The sequence below is a fragment of the Halocalculus aciditolerans genome (genome assembly GCF_014647475.1).
Classification (GTDB): Archaea; Halobacteriota; Halobacteria; order Halobacteriales; family Halobacteriaceae; genus Halocalculus; species Halocalculus aciditolerans.
Genome location: NZ_BMPG01000001.1, coordinates 294,238 through 314,557, shown reverse-complemented (window position 1 = coordinate 314,557; position 20,320 = coordinate 294,238). Strand labels below are relative to the sequence as shown.

Annotated in this window: 14 protein-coding genes; 5 read left to right on the top strand and 9 right to left on the bottom strand. The window is 69.6% G+C overall.

Annotation, left to right across the window (positions count from 1 at the left end; translation table 11 throughout):
* The first annotated feature begins 88 nt into the window (after positions 1-88).
* Positions 89-334, top strand: a complete 246-nt coding sequence (locus IEY26_RS01510) for a hypothetical protein (RefSeq protein ID WP_188975139.1) — start codon at positions 89-91, stop codon at positions 332-334.
* Here IEY26_RS01510 and IEY26_RS01505 read toward each other — a convergent pair.
* Positions 331-5,577: a beta strand repeat-containing protein gene (locus tag IEY26_RS01505; RefSeq protein WP_188975137.1), complete on the bottom strand. Its 5,247-nt coding sequence runs from the start codon at positions 5,575-5,577 to the stop codon at positions 331-333. The genes IEY26_RS01510 and IEY26_RS01505 overlap by 4 nt on opposite strands.
* Positions 5,578-6,143: 566 nt before the next feature.
* Here IEY26_RS01505 and ileS point away from each other — a divergent pair.
* A complete protein-coding gene (gene ileS / locus IEY26_RS01500; protein ID WP_188975135.1) occupies positions 6,144-9,308 on the top strand; it encodes an isoleucine--tRNA ligase in 3,165 nt (1,054 codons plus the stop codon).
* 130 nt (positions 9,309-9,438) lie between these two features.
* Here ileS and prs read toward each other — a convergent pair whose 3' ends face one another.
* Both prs and IEY26_RS01490 read right to left on the bottom strand, forming a co-directional pair.
* Positions 9,439-10,284 (bottom strand): ribose-phosphate diphosphokinase, encoded by an 846-nt coding sequence (gene prs, locus IEY26_RS01495; RefSeq protein ID WP_188975133.1) that lies wholly within the window; start codon positions 10,282-10,284, stop codon positions 9,439-9,441.
* Between the two features lie 68 nt (positions 10,285-10,352).
* Positions 10,353-11,177, bottom strand: a complete 825-nt coding sequence (locus IEY26_RS01490) for an HVO_0234 family beta-propeller protein (protein ID WP_188975130.1) — start codon at positions 11,175-11,177, stop codon at positions 10,353-10,355.
* Between the two features lie 72 nt (positions 11,178-11,249).
* On the opposite strand from IEY26_RS01490, the gene IEY26_RS01485 reads away from it, so the two are divergent.
* Both IEY26_RS01485 and glmM read left to right on the top strand, forming a co-directional pair.
* Positions 11,250-11,714, top strand: a complete 465-nt coding sequence (locus tag IEY26_RS01485) for a hypothetical protein (RefSeq protein ID WP_188975128.1) — start codon at positions 11,250-11,252, stop codon at positions 11,712-11,714.
* Between the two features lie 127 nt (positions 11,715-11,841).
* Positions 11,842-13,197 (top strand): phosphoglucosamine mutase, encoded by a 1,356-nt coding sequence (glmM, locus tag IEY26_RS01480; protein WP_188975126.1) that lies wholly within the window; start codon positions 11,842-11,844, stop codon positions 13,195-13,197.
* A gap of 210 nt (positions 13,198-13,407) precedes the next feature.
* Here the strand turns inward: glmM and IEY26_RS01475 are convergent, their stop codons facing one another.
* The 4 genes from IEY26_RS01475 to IEY26_RS01460 all read right to left on the bottom strand — a co-directional run bounded on the left by IEY26_RS01475 (position 13,408) and on the right by IEY26_RS01460 (position 16,388).
* Positions 13,408-14,556, bottom strand: coding sequence for a DUF7118 family protein (locus IEY26_RS01475; RefSeq protein ID WP_188975124.1), 1,149 nt, complete (start codon positions 14,554-14,556; stop codon positions 13,408-13,410).
* A 47-nt stretch (positions 14,557-14,603) separates the two neighbouring features.
* Positions 14,604-14,972 (bottom strand): hypothetical protein, encoded by a 369-nt coding sequence (locus IEY26_RS01470; RefSeq protein ID WP_188975122.1) that lies wholly within the window; start codon positions 14,970-14,972, stop codon positions 14,604-14,606.
* Positions 14,972-15,346 (bottom strand): phosphoribosyl-AMP cyclohydrolase, encoded by a 375-nt coding sequence (hisI, locus tag IEY26_RS01465; protein ID WP_188975120.1) that lies wholly within the window; start codon positions 15,344-15,346, stop codon positions 14,972-14,974. The genes IEY26_RS01470 and hisI overlap by 1 nt, the downstream gene beginning before the upstream one ends.
* A 67-nt stretch (positions 15,347-15,413) precedes the next feature.
* On the bottom strand, positions 15,414-16,388 hold the full coding sequence (locus IEY26_RS01460) for a prepilin peptidase (protein ID WP_229773883.1): 975 nt from the start codon (positions 16,386-16,388) through the stop codon (positions 15,414-15,416).
* A 210-nt stretch (positions 16,389-16,598) separates the two neighbouring features.
* Here IEY26_RS01460 and IEY26_RS01455 point away from each other — a divergent pair, with 210 nt between their 5' ends.
* Positions 16,599-18,482: an SLC13 family permease gene (locus tag IEY26_RS01455; RefSeq protein WP_394354821.1), complete on the top strand. Its 1,884-nt coding sequence runs from the start codon at positions 16,599-16,601 to the stop codon at positions 18,480-18,482.
* A gap of 156 nt (positions 18,483-18,638) precedes the next feature.
* On the opposite strand, the gene fer is transcribed toward IEY26_RS01455, so the two are convergent.
* Positions 18,639-19,028 (bottom strand): ferredoxin Fer, encoded by a 390-nt coding sequence (gene fer / locus IEY26_RS01450; RefSeq protein WP_188975116.1) that lies wholly within the window; start codon positions 19,026-19,028, stop codon positions 18,639-18,641.
* A 63-nt stretch (positions 19,029-19,091) separates the two neighbouring features.
* A complete protein-coding gene (locus tag IEY26_RS01445) occupies positions 19,092-20,246 on the bottom strand; it encodes an inorganic phosphate transporter (protein ID WP_188975114.1) in 1,155 nt (384 codons plus the stop codon).
* Positions 20,247-20,320: the final 74 nt, after the last annotated feature.

The window sequence follows — 20,320 nt, the reverse complement described above, 5'->3', positions numbered from 1 at the left end:
TCGGGATTCGACACTATGTGTTTTTTCTTCTGACCGCCATCGTGAACGGACGAAAAGGGCTTTGAGCGCCGGGTGCCGAACGCTGAGTATGCTCGAACTCCTCGTGGACGCGTTCGACGCGCTCGTCCCGGTGGTGTACGCGGTGCTCGCGGCGGTGACGGCGGGTATCGGTCTGGAGGCAGGGTCGATGAGTCTCGCGACGGTGAATCACGGCGGGCCGACGCTGCTCGCGGCGTGGTTCGGCTACATGGGCGTGCTCGCGCTCGTCGCCGGCGTCAAACTCGCGTCGAGCGCCGCGGCGAAGACGGGAATCGGCGCGGCGACGACGAGCTAGAAGAGGTCGTCGAGCGTGTCGGTGACGGCGTCGACGGCGTCGGAGACGAGGTCGGAGGCGGCGTCGATGGTCTCGTCCACCGTGGTCCCGCTCCGAGTGGTCGTGGACTGATTCTGCGCGGTCGTCGGTTCGCCGGGCGCGGTCTGATTCGCCGTCGTGGTCGGTGCGTCGGTCGTCGTCTGGTTCTGCGCAGTCGTCTCGTTCCGTGTCGTCGTGGTCTCGTCGGCGTCGGGCGCGGCGGAGAGGTTGCCGACGGCGCGGCCGTTCACGGCGACGGCGTGCGTGCCGCCGGGCGGGTCGAACGCGAGCGTCACCTGTTCGGTGGTGTCGGCGGCGACGGCGACGGACCGCCGCGTGTGCTCCGTGCCGTTGAGGGTGACGTCGAGCCAGTAGACGCCGCGGGTGTCGCCGGTGTTCTCGACGACGGCGGTGACGGTCGCGTTCTCGCCGGCCGCAACGGCGTCAGTGGCGAGCGTCGCGTTGCGGAGAGCGACGTTCGCGCGGGCGACGCCGACGGCGTACGTCTCGTTCCCGGTGGTGTGCGTCGTGTACGTGAACGTCCCGTTCTCGACGGCGCTCGTGGTGGCGTTCGTCGGCGTCCACGTCCCGTCGTCGTAGGCGTAGAGCGTCGTCGTCGCGGGCGTCGGGTTCCAGAAGTACCCGGTGTCGACGCTGAAGCTGACGTCGGCGTCGTCGAAGGCCGCATCCGGGGTCGTGTTCACGGCGAAGTAGCCGACGGGTGCGACGCCGTCGGTCGTGAGCGGGTCGCTCCCGGCGGCGGTGGCGTTCGGCCGGAAGACGACGCCGACGTCGGAGGCGTTCGCCGCGCTGAGCCGGACGTTCGACGGTTCGACGGCCGTCTCGTTCCGATGTTTCATGCCGGGGACGGGGACGTCGACGGTCGTGCCGTTCTGATAGTTTGCGACGAAGACCGTCGTGTTCGTCGAGGTCGGCCGGAGGACGCTGATCCGCATCTCTTTCTCCGGCGGTTCGGGGTCGGAGACGTAGGTCGCGCCGCCGCCGGTGTCGGGCGTGCTGGCGGCGACGACGGAGACGTCCGCGAGGTCGCCGGCGCTGTCGGTGTCGCCGTCGGAGTCAGCGGCGCTCGCGGTCACGGGGAGGCGCGCGCCGCCGGCGCGCTCCGGGTAGTGCGTCGTGACCGCGACAGTGACGGAGACGTCGGCCGCGCCGCCGCCGTCGCCGACGGAGACCGGGACGACCGCGGTGGTCGCGTGCCCGTCGTCGTCCCCGTCGATGACGGAGACGTTACCGGCGAGCGAAGCGGCGACGGCGTCCGCGTTAGTCGCGTCAGTCGTGGCGTTCACGTCGGTCGCGTCGGTCGTCGCGTTCACGCCCGTCGTCGTGTTCGCGACGGCGCTCACGCTCGCGTTCACCACCCGGAGCTGCGTCGTGGCGTTCGGGAGCGTGACCGCGAGCGCGTCTGCCTCGCCGTCCCGGCTCACGCCGGTCGCGTTCACCGTCACGACCTGCGTCGCCGTCGCGTCGGCGTCGACCGTCTCCGGCGTAATCGCGCCGCCGACGATGTCGATACCGACCGCGTTCACCGACGCGTTCGCCGCGTAGGTGTCGGTCGCGTCACCGTCGTCGTCCGTCGCGCTCGTGAGGTTCGCCCAGAACGCACCATCCCGGCCTCCCGAGACGTTTCCGGTGTAGCGGTAGGTGCCGTCGCCGTTGGCCGTCTCGGTGAGGCCGGAGCCGATGGAGAGCGTTCCCGACGTATCGCCGCCGAGCGCCACTGTCGCGGACGCGAGTTGCTTCGACGCGTCGAACGACACGTCGACGTCTTGGCCGTCCGCTGAGACAGTGTAGTTCGTAATCTCCGGGACGGTGTCGGTGACGTGGATGCGCGTGAGATTCGTCTGTGCATCGCTGTCGCCGTCTGAGTCCGCGGCGGTCGCGTTCACCACGAGGTCGCGGCCTTCCGCGTCGGGGATATCGAGTTTCGCGGCGACGTCGACGGTCACGTCGGTCGTGCCGCGCGCGCTCCCGGTGTCGAGGGAGACGGTGACCGAGTGGGCGTTCGCGGTCGCGTCGGTGACCGACCCGGCCCCGGCTGTCACGCTCGCGCTCGGGTTCGAGACCGAGGCGTTCGCGGGGAACGTGACCGCGAGCGAGTCCGTGCCGCCGTCGCGGCTGTAGTCCGCCACCTCGACGGTGACGGTCTCGCCGACCGCCGTTTCCGCGGAGACGTTCGTCCGGTTCACCGCCGCGTCCACCACGGCGACGCGCGTCGTGCTCACGCGTCGGCTGTCGCTGTGGTCGCTCGCGACGTGCTGGCCCTCGTCGTCGGCGGCGTCCTCCGCCGCGAGCGACGCCTCGAACGTCCCGTCAGCGCCCGTCGAGACGTCCGCGCGGTAGCTGTGCGAGGACGCGTTCACCGCCTCGAAGTCGCTCCGCGAGAGCGAACTCGTCGTCGCGTCCCCGGAGAGGGAAACGTCGAGCGTCGAGAGCGGTTCCGTCGCGTTCACCGCCAGGTCGGCGTCCTGCCCGTCCGCGACGAGCGTGAAGTTCGTAATCTTCGGCGTCTCCTCGACGACCGTCACGGTCGCCACGGACTGGCCGGTGTCGCTGTCGCCGTCGGAGTCCGTCCCGGACGCCGTGAACGCCAGCGTCTCGCCCTCGGTCGATTCGGGGTACGTGGTTTCGACGTCGACCGCGAGCGAGAACGCCGCCGTCCCGCCGCCGTCGCCCGTCGCCACCGTCGCCCTCGCCGCGCTGTCCGCCGAGTCGTCCTGCGGCGACCAGCCGGTGACCGTCGCGCCGTCGGTCGTCGCGCGAACGCCCGTGACGTTCCCGTCCATCGCGTCCGGGAGCGTCAGCGTCACCGTCTCGCGCTCTCCGTCGCGGCTCGCGCCCGTCACGTCCACCGAGACGGTCTCGCTCACCGTCGTCGCCGGGTGGACGGAGGCGTTCGAGACACTGCCGCCGACGACGTCGATGGCGACCGCGTTCACGGACGCGTTCGCCGCGTAGGTGTCAGTCTGGTCGCCGTCGTCGTCCGCCGCGCTCGTGAGGTTCGCCCAGAACGTCCCATCTTGGCCCTCCGAGACGTTTCCGGTGTAGCGGTAGGTGCCGTCGCGGTTCGCGGATTCCGTGAGGCCGGAGCCGATGGAGAGCGTTCCGCTGGCGTCCCCGCCGAGTTCGACCGTCGCGGACGCGAGTTGCTTCGACGCGTCGAAGGACACGTCGACGTCTTGGCCGTCCGCGGAGACGGTGTAGTTCGCGATCTCGGGGACGGTGTCGCGGACGCGCGTGTACGTGAGGTTCGTCTCCGAATCGCTGTCGCCGTCGGAGTCAACGGCGGTCGCGTCGACGGGGTAGCGCTCGCCTTCCGTACCGTCGGGGTAGGCGAGGTCCGCGTCGACGGTGACCGAGACGCTCGTCGTTCCGCCGCCGTCGCCGGTCGCGACGTCGAACGCGACCGTGCGCTTCGACCCGTCGCCGTCAGCGTCTTCCAGCGTCGTTCCCGACACGCTCGCGTCCGCCGTGGGCGAGCTCGCGCTCGCCGCCGAGACGGAGAGCGCGTCCGGGAACGTGACCTCGACGTGGTCGGCCTGCCCGTCGAGACTCACGCCCTCGACGTTCACCGTCACGTCGTGGTTCGCCGTCGAATCCTCGCTGACCGTTCGGTTCGTCACCGACGCGTCCACCACGTCGATGCCGATCTCGTTCACCGTGGCGGCGTCCTCGTGCGTCGACTCGCCGTCGGCGTAGAGGGCGTCGCCGTCGGTGTCCGTCGCGCTGTCGAGCGTCGCCGTGAAGCGCCCGTCCTCGCCCGCGTGGACTTCGCCCGTGTAGGCGTAGTCGTCCGGGCCGTGCTCCGTCATCTCGTAGTCCGGGTCGAGGGTCGTCGTCGCGTCACCGCGCAGGGAGAGCTGGCTCGTGTCGAGCGGCTCCGTCGCGTTGAACGTCACGTTCACGCGCTGCGTGCCGTCGACCTGATGGAGGGAGAAGTTCGTGACGTCGAACGGGCTGTCCGCCACCGAGGCGAACGTGACGTTCGCGTCGGCGTCCCGCCCTCCGTCGGAGTCGACGGCGGTCGCCGCGACCGGGCGGTGGCTGTCCTCCGTGGCGGCGTCGTACGTCGCCGAGACGTTCACCGTCGCCGAGACGTCCGTCGTCCCGCCGCCGCTCCCCGTCGCCACCCGGAGAGAGACGTTGTTCCCGTTCGCGCCGTAGTCCGCGACGCCGACGTCCGCCGAGACGTCTCGGACGGAGACGTCGACGCCGTCCGCGAAGTCCACGTAGAGCGTGTCGTCACCGCCGTACGCGCTGTAGTCCGAGACGTTCACCGTCACGGACTGCACGACCGTCTCCCCCGCGGAGACGCTCGCGTTCGTCGTCGCCCCGCCGTCGACGCTGACCGGAACCGTGTTCACGGTCACGCTGTCGCTCGGCGAGTCGTCGATGTGGTTCGCGGGGTCCGCCGTGTCCGCCGCGTCCGTCACCGTCGCCGTGTACTCCCCGTCGAGTCCGGACGCCGCGCCCGTGTAGTTGTACGTGTAGTCGCCGTTCGACGACGTGTTCGTGAAGTCGCCGAGCGAGAGCGTCGTGTCGGTGCTGCCGGACCCGGTGACGTCCGTGGTGAGCGCGCTCAACGCCTCGTCGCTCGTGACGTTCACGTCGACGCGCTGGCCGTCCGCGCCGTTCGCGCTCGCGTCAACCGACACCGCGGGCGGCGTCGCGTCGACGGTCGTGTACGAGGCGGTCGCGCCCGTGTTCGAGTTGAAGCCGACGGTGACCGCGTGGTCGCCGGCTTCGGGGTTCGTCACGCCCCCGTACTCGATGACGTACACTTCGTCGCCGACGAGTGTCCGCGAGTTATTGAACGAGAAGGAGATTTTGTGGCCCTGCTGGCCGTGCGAGACGCCGTCGAGGTCGTCCGTGAGGTCGGTGACGTAGTCGCCGCTCGTCTTGTTCACGACGTACGCGGCGGTGACGTCGGACAGCCCGACGTCACTGGCGTCCGCGGGCGGATTGGACCCGGTCGAGTAGTCGACGTAGACCTTGCTCAGTGAGTTCCCTTTCTGCCCGGAGGACGATTGGTCCGGGCTCACTCGGATTTCGGTGTTCGCGACCTGCCCGGAGCCGTTCGGTGAAACGGAGATGTTCGCACCGCTCGCCGCGGCGACCGCGCCGGTGAAGACGACGGTGCCGGCGACGACGGAGACGAGGACGAGCGCTGCGACGAGGACGGCGTTCAGCCGTGCTGTCGAACTCATACGGACACCTCGCGAGCGAGCTGTGTGGCGGCCGTCGACGCGCCGGCCGCCGGCGCGCCGTCGGATGAGCGCGCGACGAACGCAGACATAGTTCTACTCCCTGAGACACGGTTAAGACTTAAAGTGACTTTGGCCGAAAAGAAATGCTGGCGGATCTGAACCGACCGCCAGCCCGGAATGTGGCCGGACTACACGAACCCGAAACGCGAACGCGAAACACGACGACGTCGGCGGCGGGGCGGCAGCGGCACGGGTGCGGATGCGGTGCGGGAGCGGGCGAAGGCGGTGTAGGAGCGGTGCAGAGACGGTGTGGAAACGGTGCTGGGTCGGTACTGAGCGGTGCTGGGGCGGTGACGGACCGCGTGATGACGCGGGCGGCCGTCAGGCCGCCCGTCTGCGTGAGCCGACGTTCGCGTGAGCGAGAGCGAACGCGAGCGGGGAGGAGCTCGCTCCGACCGCGGCGGGGGTGGGAATCTGCAAGGGGTTTTCCGGGGCGCAACGCGCCCCGGAAAAGGGCTTGCTGTGTTATCGGTTATCCTTTTATCGGGGAGTGAGTGGGAGGTGGTATGAGCAGGTTCGCCGATGTGCCGGACCAGTACGACCCGGAGGGCGTGGAGGACCGGGTGTTCTCGTACTGGGACGACGTCGACGCGTACGAGAAGACGGTAGAGCACCGGGAGGACGGTGAGGACTTCTTCTTCGTGGACGGCCCGCCGTACACGTCGGGGGCGGCGCACATGGGGACGACGTGGAACAAGACGCTGAAGGACGCCTACCTCCGGTATCACCGGATGCAGGGGTACGACGTGACGGACCGGCCGGGCTACGACATGCACGGCCTCCCCATCGAGACGAAGGTGGAGGAACAGCTGGGGTTCGAGTCGAAGAAGGACATCCTCGACTACGGCGTCGACGAGTTCATCGAGGCGTGTAAGTCGTTCGCGGACGAGCAGCTCGAAGGGCTCCAGTCGGACTTCCAGTCCTTCGGCGTGTGGATGGACTGGGAGAACCCCTATCGGACGGTTTCGCCGGAGTATATGGAGGCGGCGTGGTGGGCGTTCTCGCGGGCGGCAGAGCGCGACCTCGTCGACCGAGGGAAGCGCTCGATCAGTCAGTGTCCGCGGTGTGAGACGGCGATCGCGAACAACGAGGTGGAGTACGACGACGTCGAGGACCCGACGGTATACGTCAAGTTCCCGCTGGCGGACGAGGAAGGCTCCGTAGTCATTTACACGACGACGCCGTGGACGATTCCGGCGAACGAGTTCGTCGCCGTCGACGAGGAGATGACGTACCAGCGGGTTCGCGCGGAGAAGGGCGACGAGTCGGAGGTCCTCGTCGTCGCGGAGGCCTGCGTGGAAGAAGTGTTGAAGAAGGGGCATTACGACGATTACGAGGTCCTCGACTCCTTCTTGGGCGCGGAGATGCTGGGGTGGAAGTACGAGCATCCGCTCCGCGAGGAAGTCCCGGAGAACCCCGAGGGCCGGGACGTCCACCGCGTCTACCACGCGGACTACGTCGAGGCCGAGGAAACTGGCCTCGTGCACTCCGCGCCCGGGCACGGTGAGGTGGACTTCGAGCGCGGCGAGGAGCTCGGGCTGCCGATTTTCTGTCCGGTGGGCGGCGACGGCGTCTACACGGAGGAAGCCGGAAAGTACGCGGGCGAGTTCGTGAAGGACGCCGACGAGGCGATCACGGAGGACCTGTCGCGGAAGGGCCTGCTGCTCGCGTCGGGAACAGTAAACCACTCGTACGGCCACTGCTGGCGGTGTGACACGCCGATCCTCCAGATGGCGACGGACCAGTGGTTCATCACCATCACGGACGTGAAAGACGAGCTCATCGAGAACATGGAGGATTCGGAGTGGCACCCGCAGTGGGCGCGGGACAACCGCTTCCGCGACTTCATCGAGAACGCGCCGGACTGGAACGTCAGCCGGCAGCGCTACTGGGGGATTCCCGTGCCCATCTGGGTGGCCGAGGGGACGAAGGGCGAGAAGCCCGAGAACCGCATCGTCGTCGGCACTCGGGAAGAGCTCGCCGAGCTCGCGGACCAGGACCTCGACCCCGACGAGGTCGACCTCCACAAGCCGACGGTGGACGACGTCACCATCACGAAAGACGGCGTGACGTACGAGCGCGTCCCGGACGTCTTCGACGTCTGGCTCGACTCCTCCGTGGCCTCCTGGGGGACGCTCGACTACCCGAGTAACGAGGAGGACTTCGAGGAGCTGTGGCCGGCGGACCTCATCATGGAGGCGCACGACCAGACGCGCGGCTGGTTCTGGAGCCAGCTCGGCATGGGGACGGCCGCGATGGGCGAGGTGCCCTACAAGGAGGTCCTCATGCACGGGTACGCGAACATGCCGGACGGCCGCGGCATGTCGAAGTCGAAGGGCATCACCATCGAGCCGCAGGAGGTCATCGAGAAGTACGGCGCGGACCCGATGCGCCTCTTCCTCCTCGGCGTGAACCCGCAGGGCGAGGACATGCGGTTCTCCTGGGACGAGACGGAGAACCGCCAGCGCGACCTGAACATCCTCTGGAACGTCTTCCGCTTCCCGCTTCCCTACATGCGGATGGACGGGTTCGACCCAGAGAACACCGACGTCGACGACCTCGATCTGCTCACCGAGGACGAGTGGCTGCTCTCCCGGCTCCAGGCGGTGAAGTCGGAGATGGTGGAGGCGTGGGAGGACCGCGAGCAGCACCGCGCGCTCGACGAGCTCCTCTCCTTCGTCGTCGACGACCTCTCCCGGTTCTACGTGCAGGTCGTTCGCGACCGCGTCTGGGAGGACGCGGAGAGCGAGGGGAAGACGGCGGCGTACGCCACGCTCCACACGGTCCTCGAGGAGGTCGTGCGCCTGCTCGCGCCGTTCGCGCCGTTCGCCTCCGAGGAAATCTACGGGTATCTCACGGACGACTCGGGCCACCCGACGGTCCACATGGCGGACTACCCCGAGGTCGACGAGCGCTACCGCCAGCCGGGTCTGGAGGACGCTATCGACGTGGTTCGGCAGGTGGAGGAGGCGGGGAGTCACGCCCGCCAGCAAGCGGGACGAAAACTCCGCTGGCCCGTCACGCGCGTCGTCGTCGACGCCGAGGACGACCACGTGGCGCACGCCGTCCGCGATCAGGTCGGTCTCGTCGCCGAGCGCCTGAACGCCCGGCGCGTCGAGGTCGTCGACGCCGACGAGGACTTCGGCGAGCTCGCCTACTCGGCGAACGCCGACATGAGCGTGCTCGGCCCGGCCTTCGGCGGCGACGCCGGCCGAGTGATGAACGCGCTCAACGACGCGCACGTCACCAGCCCGAGCCTCGACGAGCTCGAAGACGTCGCGTCCGAGGCCGTCGGCGAGGAGGTCGAACTCACCGACGAGATGGTGGAGTTCGTCGTCGAGACGCCCGATAACCTCCACGGCGCGGACTTCGACGGCGGCACGGTCTACGTCGACACCGAGCTCACTGAGGACGTCGAGGCCGAGGGGTACGCCCGCGAGGTCATCCGCCGCGTCCAGGAGATGCGGAAGGACCTCGACCTCGACATGGACGCCGAAATCCACCTCGACGTGATGATCTTCGACGAGCGCGTCGCCGAACTCGTCTCGGAGTACGAAGACCTCATCACCGAGGAAGTCCGCGCCCGCGACCTCACCGAAGTCGAGGACGGCTACCACGAGGAGTGGGACGTCGACGGCGTCCGCATGGCGCTCACCGTGAAAGAGCTGTAAGCCGGCCGGTCTCGTTCTCCGCCGTTTTCGTTTCGACACGTCGCTAGGAGTGTCAGAACAGTCGTCGGCCGCAGCCATCGGGTGTGTAGACGGAGGGAGACGAGAAGGGGAGCGAGAAAACCGGAGAGCGTTAGTCCTGAAGGACGTCGGCGACGGCAGGAGCAGCAGAAACGTCGGAGACGGCGCGTTCGATGGTGTCAGTTCCGTATATTTGGGTGACGCCGGCGGCGGCGAGTTTGGTGCGGGCGCTGCCGGCGAGGAGGGGGTGGACGGTGGCGACGTAGACGCGGTTCGGGGCGTCGAGGCAGCCGATGGCTTCGCTCATGGTGTTGCCGGTGGCGACGATGTCGTCGACGACGACGACGTCGCGGCCGTCGACGACGGTGTCGCTGGGGGTGACGTCGACGTCGGTGCCGGAGTGGCGGGTCTTCTGGAAGTAGTCGACTTCGCCGCCGCCGTAGGCGTCGCGGACGCCGGTGGCGAGCGCGAGCGCACCTTCGTCGGGGGAGAGGAAGACGGGGTCGCGGAGGGAGGGGAGGGGGTCGGCGAGGCGGGGGGCGGCGTCGACGTTCTCGGCGGGGACGGTGAAGAAGTCGCAGACGTCGGGTTCGTGGACGTTGACGGTGACGACGCGGTCGGTGCCGGTGGAGACGGCGCGGGCGACGGCGCGGGCGGAGACGGGTTCGCCGGGGTGGAAGGCGGCGTCCTGGCGGGCGTACCCCATGTAGGGGAGAACGGTGGTAATCTCGCTCGCGCCGGCCTCGCGGGCGGCGTCCTGGAGTTGGAGGAGTTGGACGAGCGCGGCGTCGCTGGTGGTCGAGGCGACGACGACGGCGCGGTCGCCGTCGAGCGTGGGGATCGTGAGGTGTTGTTCGCCGTCGGGGAAGCGGTCGTAGTCGACCGTGGCGAGGGCCTCGTCGAGTTCGCTCGCGAGGGCGGCGGCGAGCGTCTGCGAGGTGGACGCGCTGAGTATCATGTGCGAGTCGTGGGTGAGGACGGGGTTAGGCGTTTCCCAATGCGGTCACTGGGGGACGGCGGGGCCGGTCACCGAGGGACGGCGAGGCCGGTGACGCCGCGGAGGCCGAGGCTTCGGTGCCGCCAGTCGCCGTCGTCGGTGCGGAGGCAGAGCGTGCCGTCGCCGGTGGCGACGTAGGTCGAGTCGCCGTGGGCGACGGCGGCGGGGGTGTCGTCGACGGGGAGTTCGAGGGGCGTCCAGTCGCCGTCGTCGTGTTCGTAGAGGGTGTCGGTGGTGGCGGCGTGCGCGCGGCCGACGCGTCCGGGTTCGGCGTCGTCTGGGTCGGCGGCGACGAGGCGGAAGTCGCCAGTTTCGACGTCGAGCCACCCGTTGCCGAGTCTGTAGAGGGCGTCGGCGGCGGCGGCGTGCGGGACGCCGGCGTGGGAGACGTCGGCGACGTCGCGGAGGCCGGCGGGTTCGAGGTCGTCGGCGATGCGGACGACGCCGGCGTCGGTGGCGGCGAGGTCGCCGTCGAGAGCGTGGACGGTGCCGTCGACGCGGCCGACGTTCGCCCATTCGCCGTCGAATCGCGCGACGATGCCGTTGTCGGCGGCGGCGAGGACGTCGCCGTCGTGGACGGTGACGGCGGTGGCGGGACCGAAGCCGGTGTCTTGGAAGCCGGCGTCGAGGCCGTCGTCGACGAAGACGCCTTCGGCGGCGGCGACGGCGACGTTCCCGCTCCCGGCGGCGACGTCGCGGGCCTCGCACTGGAGGTCGAGGCCGAACCGGCCGATCTGTCGGCCGGAGACGGAGACGGACGCGACGCCCATGTCGGCCGCGACGAACACCGTCTCGACGCCGGATTCACCCGCGTAGACGCGTTTCTCGTCCAGGCTGATGTCATGGTCGCTCATGGGCGTAGAGGGCGCTCGCGGCGTGAAAGCGTTGCGGAACCCCTATCCCGTCGAACTCCCGAGTGTCGAGTGATGCGGCGACGAACCTTCCTCGCGGCGGGCGCGGTGAGCGCGGCGGGCGCGCTCGCGGGCTGTTCGAGCGTGCTCGGGCCGTCGGGCGAGTGGCGGCTGCGCGCGATGCGGACCGACCCGGACGCGACGGAGCGACGGTGCGCGCTCGAATCGTCGTTCGTCGAGGGCTACCCGAAGCTGGAGACGGTGCTCTCGCGGGCGGCGGACCACCAGCGGGGCGAGTGGGCGGACCCGACGTACCTCTCCGCGTCGGCCGGGAACGAGCTCGGCGCGGCGCTCGCGGAGTACTGCGGGGAGAGCTTCCGGAGCGTGTACATGTACGAGGGCGAGGCGTTCTTCGTGAGTCTCACGGACGTGAACCCCGAGAACGACCGCGGGCACGGCGCGGGCCACGACCACGGCGGCGGGAACGCGTCGGGGAACCACACGCACGAGAACGGGACGGCGCACACGCACGACGCGTAGCACGGCGATTCGGCGGTCCTTCTGGTCACCGTCGAGGGCGGCGGCGTCCGCGAAACCCCGACGCCTCGTAAGGAATCGGTCGGGATGTTACGGAACGCACTTTGCCGCGGCGAGTCGAGAGTGGGATATGAAGGTATTCGGGTCGAGCGGGACGCGCGGCGTGGCGAACGAGGAGTTGACGCCGACGTTCGCGCTGAACGTCGCGCGGGCGGCGGGGACGTTCTGGGGGGCGGAGCGCGTCGGCGTCGCGCGGGACACGCGGGCGACGGGGCGGATGCTGTCGAACGCGGCGACCGCGGGGCTGGCGGCGGTCGGGTCCGACGTGGACCGGCTCGGCGTCGTCCCCACGCCCGCGGCGCAGTCCTACGCGGAGCGCGAAGGAATCCCCGCGGTGATGATTACGGCGTCGCACAATCCGCCGGAGTACAACGGCGTGAAACTCGTCGGCGCGGACGGCATCGAACTCCCCGTCGACGCTCTCGAACGCATCGAGAACATCTTCTTAGCGGACGAGTTCGAGACGGTGCAGTGGGACGTGACGGGCGACGACCGCGCCGTCGACGGCGTGCGCGAGGCGTACGTCGAGGAACTCCTCGAACGCCTCGACCGGGACGCAATCGCGGGCGCGGGGCTGACGGTGGCGCTCGACCCCGGGCACGGCGCGGGCGCGCTCACCAGCCCAGAGGTCTTCCGGCGGCTCGGCTGCGACGTCGTCACGGTGAACAGCCAGCCGGACGGCCACTTCCCCGGCCGCGACCCGGAGCCGGTCGAGCAGAACCTCGCGGACCTCGGCGCGCTCGTCCGCGCGGCGGACGCGGACGTCGGCATCGCGCACGACGGCGACGCCGACCGCGCCATCTTCTACGACGAAACGGGCGGCTACATCGAGGGCGACGCGACGCTCGCGGCGCTCGCCGACGCGGAACTCGACGCGGGCGACGTCGTGGTCTCCGCGGTGAACGTCAGTCAGCGGCTCGTCGACGTCTGCGACGACCGCGGGGCGACGCTCGACCTGACGCCCATCGGGAGCACGCGCATCATGACGCGCATCCGCGAGCTCCAGGCGGAGGGAGCCGCCGTCCCCGTGGCGGGCGAGGGGAACGGCGGGGTCATCTTCCCCGGCCACCGCCTGAACCGCGACGGCGCGTACATCGCCGGGAAGTTCCTCGAACTCCTCGTGGAGCAGTCGGCGAGCGAGGCGGTCGCGCCCTACGGCGGCTACGAGAACGTCCGCGTGAACGTCGAGTACGACGCCGAATCGGAGCGGGAAGCGATGCTGGACGCCGCGGAGACCTACGCCCGCGAGCAGGACGCGGAGCTGACGACCATCGACGGCTACCGCCTCGACTACGGGGACGCGTGGGTGCTCGTCCGGCCGTCGGGGACGGAGCCGGTCGTCCGCATCTACGCGGAAGCCCGCGACCGCGACCGCGCCACGACCCTCGCCGACGCCGTCGGCGAAGCAGTCCGAAACGCCGAGTAACGGGGCTGAAAACGGCCTACTGGCGCGCGTTCCGTGCCACAAGACACTTGCTCGTCGCCGGGCGTGTTATCGCTGCCTACGGCTGGAGGCGGCGGCCGACCCGCTCACGGAGCGGTCCGAAATCCGGCCACGCGAGGGGAGTTGGGATGGACACCAACGACCGGACCACCGAGGTCCGGCTGCCGCCGTTTTTCGAGAGTGAGGAGCGACTTAGAGCGCTGGGTAGTCGTCGAGCGCGCGGGCGAGGCGGTTCCGTCGGTCGCGCGCGGCGTCGAGTTCGGCGGCGACGCTCCCGGTTCTGACGCGTTCGCGTTCCTCGTCGGTGAGTTCGGCGTTCGCCACGGCGGCGTTCCGGAGCGCTGGGTAGTCGTCGCGGCGTGTCGCGTCCCGGACGTCGCGGAGGGCGGTAAGCGTCTCCGCGCCGGCGAACGAGTCGACGACGGAGATGAGTTCGCGGGTGCGATAGCGGAGGACGCCGCGCTCGGCGGGCGGCCAGTCGAGCGTGAGCCGCGACCCGGAGAGCCGGTCGAGGAAGCTCGTGTTCCCGCCGACGACGCGTTTCAGCGTCGCCGGGTCGTCGACGTAGTGGTCGAGTTTCGACCGGGAGTACCCCGCGAAGTCTCGGAGTTCCGCGAGCGAGCGGTCGCCGACCTCGCGGTTGGCGAGGTAGTCGCGGAGTTCGCTCGGCGGCGCGGGGAGGTCGACGAGCGGGAAGGCGGTGGCGCGGTCGGCGAGCGCGACGACCTCGCGCGCGGACGCCTCCCGTCGGAAGTCCGCGAAGGCGTCGCGGACGCGGTCGTTGTACGTCTCGAGGGGGTCGCGGACGGCGTCGACGGGCGCGTCGAGGTCGGCGTCGCCGAGGCGCTGGAGGCGTTCGAGTCTGTCAGTTTCCTCGGTGAGCGTGGCGTGCGCGCGCTTCACGTCGCGGCGCGCGGCGTCGTAGGCGTCGCGGGCGTCGTCGAGCGCGTCGAGCGTGTCCGCGAGCGAGCGGGCGTCCGCGAGGCGGTCGCGCGCCGCGTCGAAGTCGTCGTGTGAGAGCGTCTGCTTCTTGAAGAGGTCGAGGAGGGATTCGAAGGCGTCGCGCTCCGGTAGGTCGCTGTCGAGGTCCTCCACAGTGTCGACGAGGTCGTCTTGGAAGGCGAGGTAGGCCTCGAACTCACCGTAGCCCGTGGCGTCCTCTTCGTGGCGCTCGAAGAGGGCGTCGACCTCGCGGAGGGCGGCGCGGAGGCTCCGAAGGGTCCCCTCGCCGTGTTCGTCGACGGCGTCACGGCGGTCGTCGAGCGTCTGCGCGGCCGACGACAGTCGCGCGACGAGCGCGTCCGCGTCGATGTCTGCGGCGTCCCGGTCGCGGGCGGCCATATACCTGCTCTTGCGGCGTCGCGCTCATAGGCCTTGTCCGACGCGCCTCAGAGCACGACGTAGCCGGCGGCGGAGACGACGACGAGCGTGACGCCCGTCACCGCCCAGCAGAAGCCCTGGCGTTCCTTCGCGGCGATGCGGTCCTCGCGCGGCGGCCGCGGCTGCGACGGCTCCGCCGACGCCGCGCCGTCACCCGCGCCGGCGCTCCCGGCATCGGCATCGCTCGCAGTGCTGCGTTCGCCGCCCGGCGGGTCACCGGCGTCGTCGCCGCCGCGGACGAACGACCAGTCGCCGCGTTCGTCGTTCGCGTTCTGTCGGTCGACGATGGTCTCCGTATAGCGGCGGAGGCGGTAGCCGTAGTACGCCATGAACACGCCGAGGGCGGCGGTGAGGAAGAAGACGTGCTCGTACGCCATCAGTCGTAGACCTCGTCCGGGTCGAAGACGCGCTCGCCGACGGTCTCACCGTCGACGGTGCGGTGGAAGCAGGAGCGATAGCCGGTGTGGCACGCGCCCCCTTCCTGTTCGACGACGTAGAGGAGGGCGTCGGCGTCGCAGTCGACGCGGACCGCTTCGACGGTCTGGGTGTGGCCGCTGGACGCCCCCTTGTGCCAGAGTTCGTCGCGGGAGCGCGAGTAGTAGTGGCCCTCGCCGGTTTCGAGCGTGCGGTCGAGCGCTTCCTCGTTCGCGTACGCGAGCATCAACACCTCGCCGTCGGCGGCGGACTGCGCGACGACGGGGACGAGTCCGTCCTCGCCGAAGTCGACGTCAACGCGAGCGTCCTCGGTCATACCTGTAGCGAGTGGAGTGGCGGGCAAAGGCGTTACTGCCGACGCCGACGGCGACGGTGGCCGAGAGTCAGCCCCCGGCGATGGCGTTGAGGAGGAGGGTGAGGAGGTCGCCGGCGGTGAAGGCGGCGAGGAGGCCGACGAAGAGCGGGACGACGAAGGGGAGGCCGGGCGTCACCCAGACGGTGTCGCGTTCGACGAGGAGGTCGAGGGCGCGCCGGAGCGTCTCCGGGTCGGTGCCGTACGCGGAGCCCTCGATGTCGTCGAGGAAGGCGCGCGCCCCCCACGGGTCGTCGTAGGTCGGCGCGCCCGAGTCGCGCTCGGCCGCCTCGTCGAGCGGTTCGCCGCCGTCGGGCAGTACTGCGCCGTCGGTCGGGTCGTTCGGATCGGCGGGGAGCGTGGCGGGGTCGCGGAGCGACGGGTCGGCGCGGAGACCGTCGAGGGTGACGCCGCGCCACCGGAGGTACATGCGGAGAGCGTCGATGTCGAGGCCGGCGCGCGTGAAGCCGTCGGCGTCTTCGAGGAGGCTGCCGTGGAGGCGGGGGAGGCGGTCGACGGCGACTTCGCGGCCGACGACCATCCAGCGGGAGAACCGCCCGCGGGCGGCGTTCTCGACGGCGAGGAGGCCGGGGTAGGCGAGCGTGAGGAGCATCGCGTTCGTGAGCGCGGAGAGCGAGAAGACGCCGAGCGGCGTCGTCACGAGCGGGAGGACGGTGTCCCCGAGGTAGTAGTAGGGGAAGGTCGGGAGGAGAACGCCCATCGCGGCGAGCGCCTTGAAGTCCGCGCCGCCGAACGTCCCGAAGTACCAGAAGGCGAAGCCGAGCGGGACGAGCGCGAGGCTGACGGCGACGCGGACGAGGAAGGCGAGGCGCGCGTAGTCGGGCGTCCGAAGGAAATCGACGAGGAGGAGGAGGACGCCGAGCGCGTAGAGCGGGTACCAGAGTTCGTCGCGGACGCGGCGCGTGCGGACGTCGCGGTACGCCGCCCACGCGAACACCGGGAGAACGAGGAGGCGCGCGAGGTCGGGGAGCGTGGCGACGGCCACACTCACGAGGGGGCGCGGGAGGGCTTAGTCCTATCGCACCCGGCCAGTTCTCTCGTGGCAGCCGCCGAGAACGCCGCTCGCGGACGGCGCGCTTCGGTGACGTTCGCCGGCTAACTGACTGCGCGCGAGCGCGCGCCTCGGAAAACCACGGGGTAACGTACGCGAAGGCTACCCACGAGGATTATGTAGGAGGCGTGAGTCCGGTGGCGTATGGTTCTCGCGTTCCTCCCAGCGCAAGCCGCGGCGGTGCCGCCGGTCACGACCGGGATGCTGGTCGTGTTCGGCGTCGTCGCGCTCGCGCTCTTTCTCTTCGTCACGGAGCTCCTCCCTATCGACGTCACCGCCATCCTCATCATGGTCCTGCTCACCGTCCTCCCGTGGACGGAAGTGTCCGTACAGGAGGGGATTTCGGGCTTCTCGAGCACGGCGACGGTCGCCGTCCTCGCGATGCTCATCCTCAGCACGGGCATCAGTCAGACCGGGGTCGTTCAGATCCTCGGCCGGAAGATGGCGGCGTTCGCCGGCGACAGCCGACTGAGACAGCTCGGCGCGACCGTCGGCGTCGCCGGCCCCGTCTCCGGGTTCATCAACAACACGCCCGTCGTCGCCATCCTCGTCCCCGTCATCTCCGACCTCGCGCACAAGGGGAACACGTCGCCGTCGAAACTCCTCCTCCCGCTCTCCTACGCCTCGATGCTCGGCGGCACGCTCACGCTCATCGGGACGTCCACGAACCTCCTCGCGTCCGACGTCGCCGAACGCCTCCTCGGCCGCGGGTTCTCCATGTTCACCTTCACCGGCCTCGGCCTCATCGTCCTCGTCGCCGGCACCATCTACTTGATGACGATCGGCCACCGCCTCATCCCCGAACGCGTCCCCGCGAAGGAGGACTACATCGAGGAGTACCAGCTCCAGAACTACGTCACCGAAGTCGTCGTCCGCGAGGACGCCGCCATCGCCGGGAAGACCGTCGCGGAAGCCGTCGACGAATCCCGCTTCGACGCCGACATCATCCAGCTCGTCCGCGACAGCGAGACGTACTTCGAGGGCATCGCGAGCAAACGCATCCGCCCGCGCGACATCCTCACCGTCCGCACCGACCGGGAGACGCTGGAAGCGCTCCGCGAACTCGACGGCCTCGACCTCGTCGGCACGCCGCCGACGGACGCGGAACTCGAAGCCGACGAGGACGCCCAGACGCTCGTCGAAATCGTCATCCAGTCCGGCTCCAGCCTCCTCGGCGAAACCCTCACCACCTCCTCCTTCCGGCAGCGCTACGACGCGAGCGTCCTCGCGTTCCGCTCGCGCGGGGAGACCGTCCGCCAGCGCCTCGACGACGTCGAACTCCGCGTCGGCGACACCCTCCTCGTCCAAGCGCCCGCGGACAGCATCGACCGCCTCTCAGTCAACTCCGACTTCATCGTCGCCCACGAATCCGAGACGCCGAACTACCGCACCAGAAAAATCCCGCACGCCGTCGCCATCATCCTCGGCGTCGTCGGCTTCGTCGGCCTCCCCTGGCCGATGCTCGCCTCCCTCACCGGCGTCGACGCGCTCGCCGCGCTCGACTTCAGCATCGTCCAGACCGCGCTCGCCGGCGTCGTCGCCATGGTCGTCACCGGCGTCGTCAAACCCGGCGAAATCTACGACGGCGTCGACTGGAGCGTCATCTTCCTCCTCGCGGGCGTCATCCCGCTCGGCATCGCCCTCGAACAGACGGGCGCGGCGACCTTCCTCGGGAGCCTCGTCGCACTCACCGGCAACTACCTCCCCGTCATCGGCGTGCTCTGGGTGTTCTACCTCTTCACCGGCCTCGTCACGAACGTCATCAGCAACAACGCCTCCGTCGTCCTCATGATTCCCGTCGCCATCGAGACCGCACACGAAGTCGGCAGCAACCCCTTCGCGTTCGTCCTCGCCGTCACCTTCGCCGCCTCCACCGCCTTCATGACGCCCGTCGGCTACCAGACGAACCTCTTCGTCTACGGCCCCGGTGGCTACAAATTCTCCGACTACGCCCGCGTCGGCGGCCCCCTCCAGCTCCTCCTCTCCGTCGTCACCACCATCGGCATCGCCGCCATCTGGGGGATCTGAGCGCGGCGAACGGCGCACTCGCCGCGGCGACGACACGCGTGGAGGCGACGACGGCGAACGTAGAAGTGGCGACGCCAGCAGACGCGGAAGGGCGGTGCGGTGGCTACCGACCGGGAGAGCGCCGAAGAAACGGGGAGAATCGAGCGGAAGGCCCCTCTAGATGACGCGGTTCTGGAGGTAGTCGAGGTGCTTCGCGTTGTAGACGATTTTGACTTCCTCGGTCTCCGGGGAGCCGATGCAGGTGAGGCGGACGTTCTTCTCTTCGACCTCCTCGTCGGAGAGGATCTGCTGCATGTCCATGTTGATTTCGCCCTCTTTGAGGATGGACGCGCAGTTCGCACACGCACCGGCGCGGCAGGAGAACGGCCAGTCGTAGCCCTGGGCTTCGGCCGTTTCGAGGATGTACGCGCCCTCGGGGACGTCGAGTTCGCCGTAGTCTTCGGCGTCGAGGTCGGCGTCGGCGGCCGCCTCGAAGAGGTCGTCGTCGTCGATGTCCCAGCCGTGGTCGTCCAGCACTTCGTAGTTGAGGTATTCTACGGTCGGCATCACCTGCCGGTTCTCCCGCACGAGGCAAATAATTGCTGATTCACCACGGAGCGAGTTAGTGCGTCACTGCGGGGCGAGCGGGACGAGCGTGAAGAGGAGGTACGCGCCGGCGGCGGCGAGCGAGGGGGTGAGGACCCAGAGGACGACGACGCGGCCGGTGGTGGCGGGGTCGAAGAGGTCGCCGGCGGTGAGTTCGTCCGGGGATTCCTCGCCCATCTTGGGGACGTGGTCTTCGCGTTCGGCGGTGATGGCGGCGGCGGACACCTGGACGTCGCCTTCGCCTTTGACGGCGTCGGAGATGGTCGTGGTGCGGGTGGCGCGCCCCCAGCCGAGGCCGACGATGCACATGGTCGCGGAGACGGCGAGGCTGGCGGGGATACCGATGACGGAGAGGAAGGTGATGAGGCTCGCGGAGACGACTTCGACGATGAGGGCGGCGAGGAGCGGGAGATCGGTGAGGTCGTTGCCGACGGTGTCGAGGGTGCGGCGGGCGATGGTGAACGCGCCGACGCCGATGGCCGCGCCGGCGAGGAGGATGCCGGGTTCGACGGCGAGTTCGCCGCTGCCGACGAGGGGGGCGATGGCGTTCGCGGTGTTGGACGCGCCGGCGGAGAAGGCCATGTAGCAGCCGATGACGACGACGAGAATCGCGCCGAGGACCTCGCGCGGGGTGGCGCGGTCGCGGATGCGGGGGCGGAGGCCGTCGAGAACGATCGGGAAGCCGTCGCCGGCGTCGAGGCGGAACCACGTGTCGAGGTAGGGGTAGGCGTAGCGGCCGATCATCGCGCAGAGCCAGAACGCGAGGATGGGGGCGACGAGCCACCAGACGACGATGCGGCCCATGACGGCCCAGTCGAGCGTGCCGGTGGCGACGCCGAGGCCGGCGATGGAGCCGACGGCGGTCATGGACGTGGAGGCGGGGACGCCGAAGACGTTGGAGACGAGGAGGGCGAGGCCGACGAAGAAGAGGACGGCGACGCTGGCGGCGAGCGTGAACTGGGTCTGCGGGACGATTTCGCCGCCCATGGTCTTGATGACGTTTCGGCCGACCGTCCAGCCGCCGAGCACGGCGAAGATGGTCATGAGAGCGGCGGCGGCGAGCTTCGACACCGTCTTCGACCCGACGGCGGGGCCGAAGGCGACGCCGGTAGACGACCCGCCGATGTTGAAGCCGACGAAGACGGCGACGGCGAGACCGACGAGTAAGAGGAGTTCCATACACGTCGGTTCGGCCCGCCGTGGTTTGAACCCGACGGGAAGCAACGAGAAGGAGAAGCCGGCTCGTCGCCGGC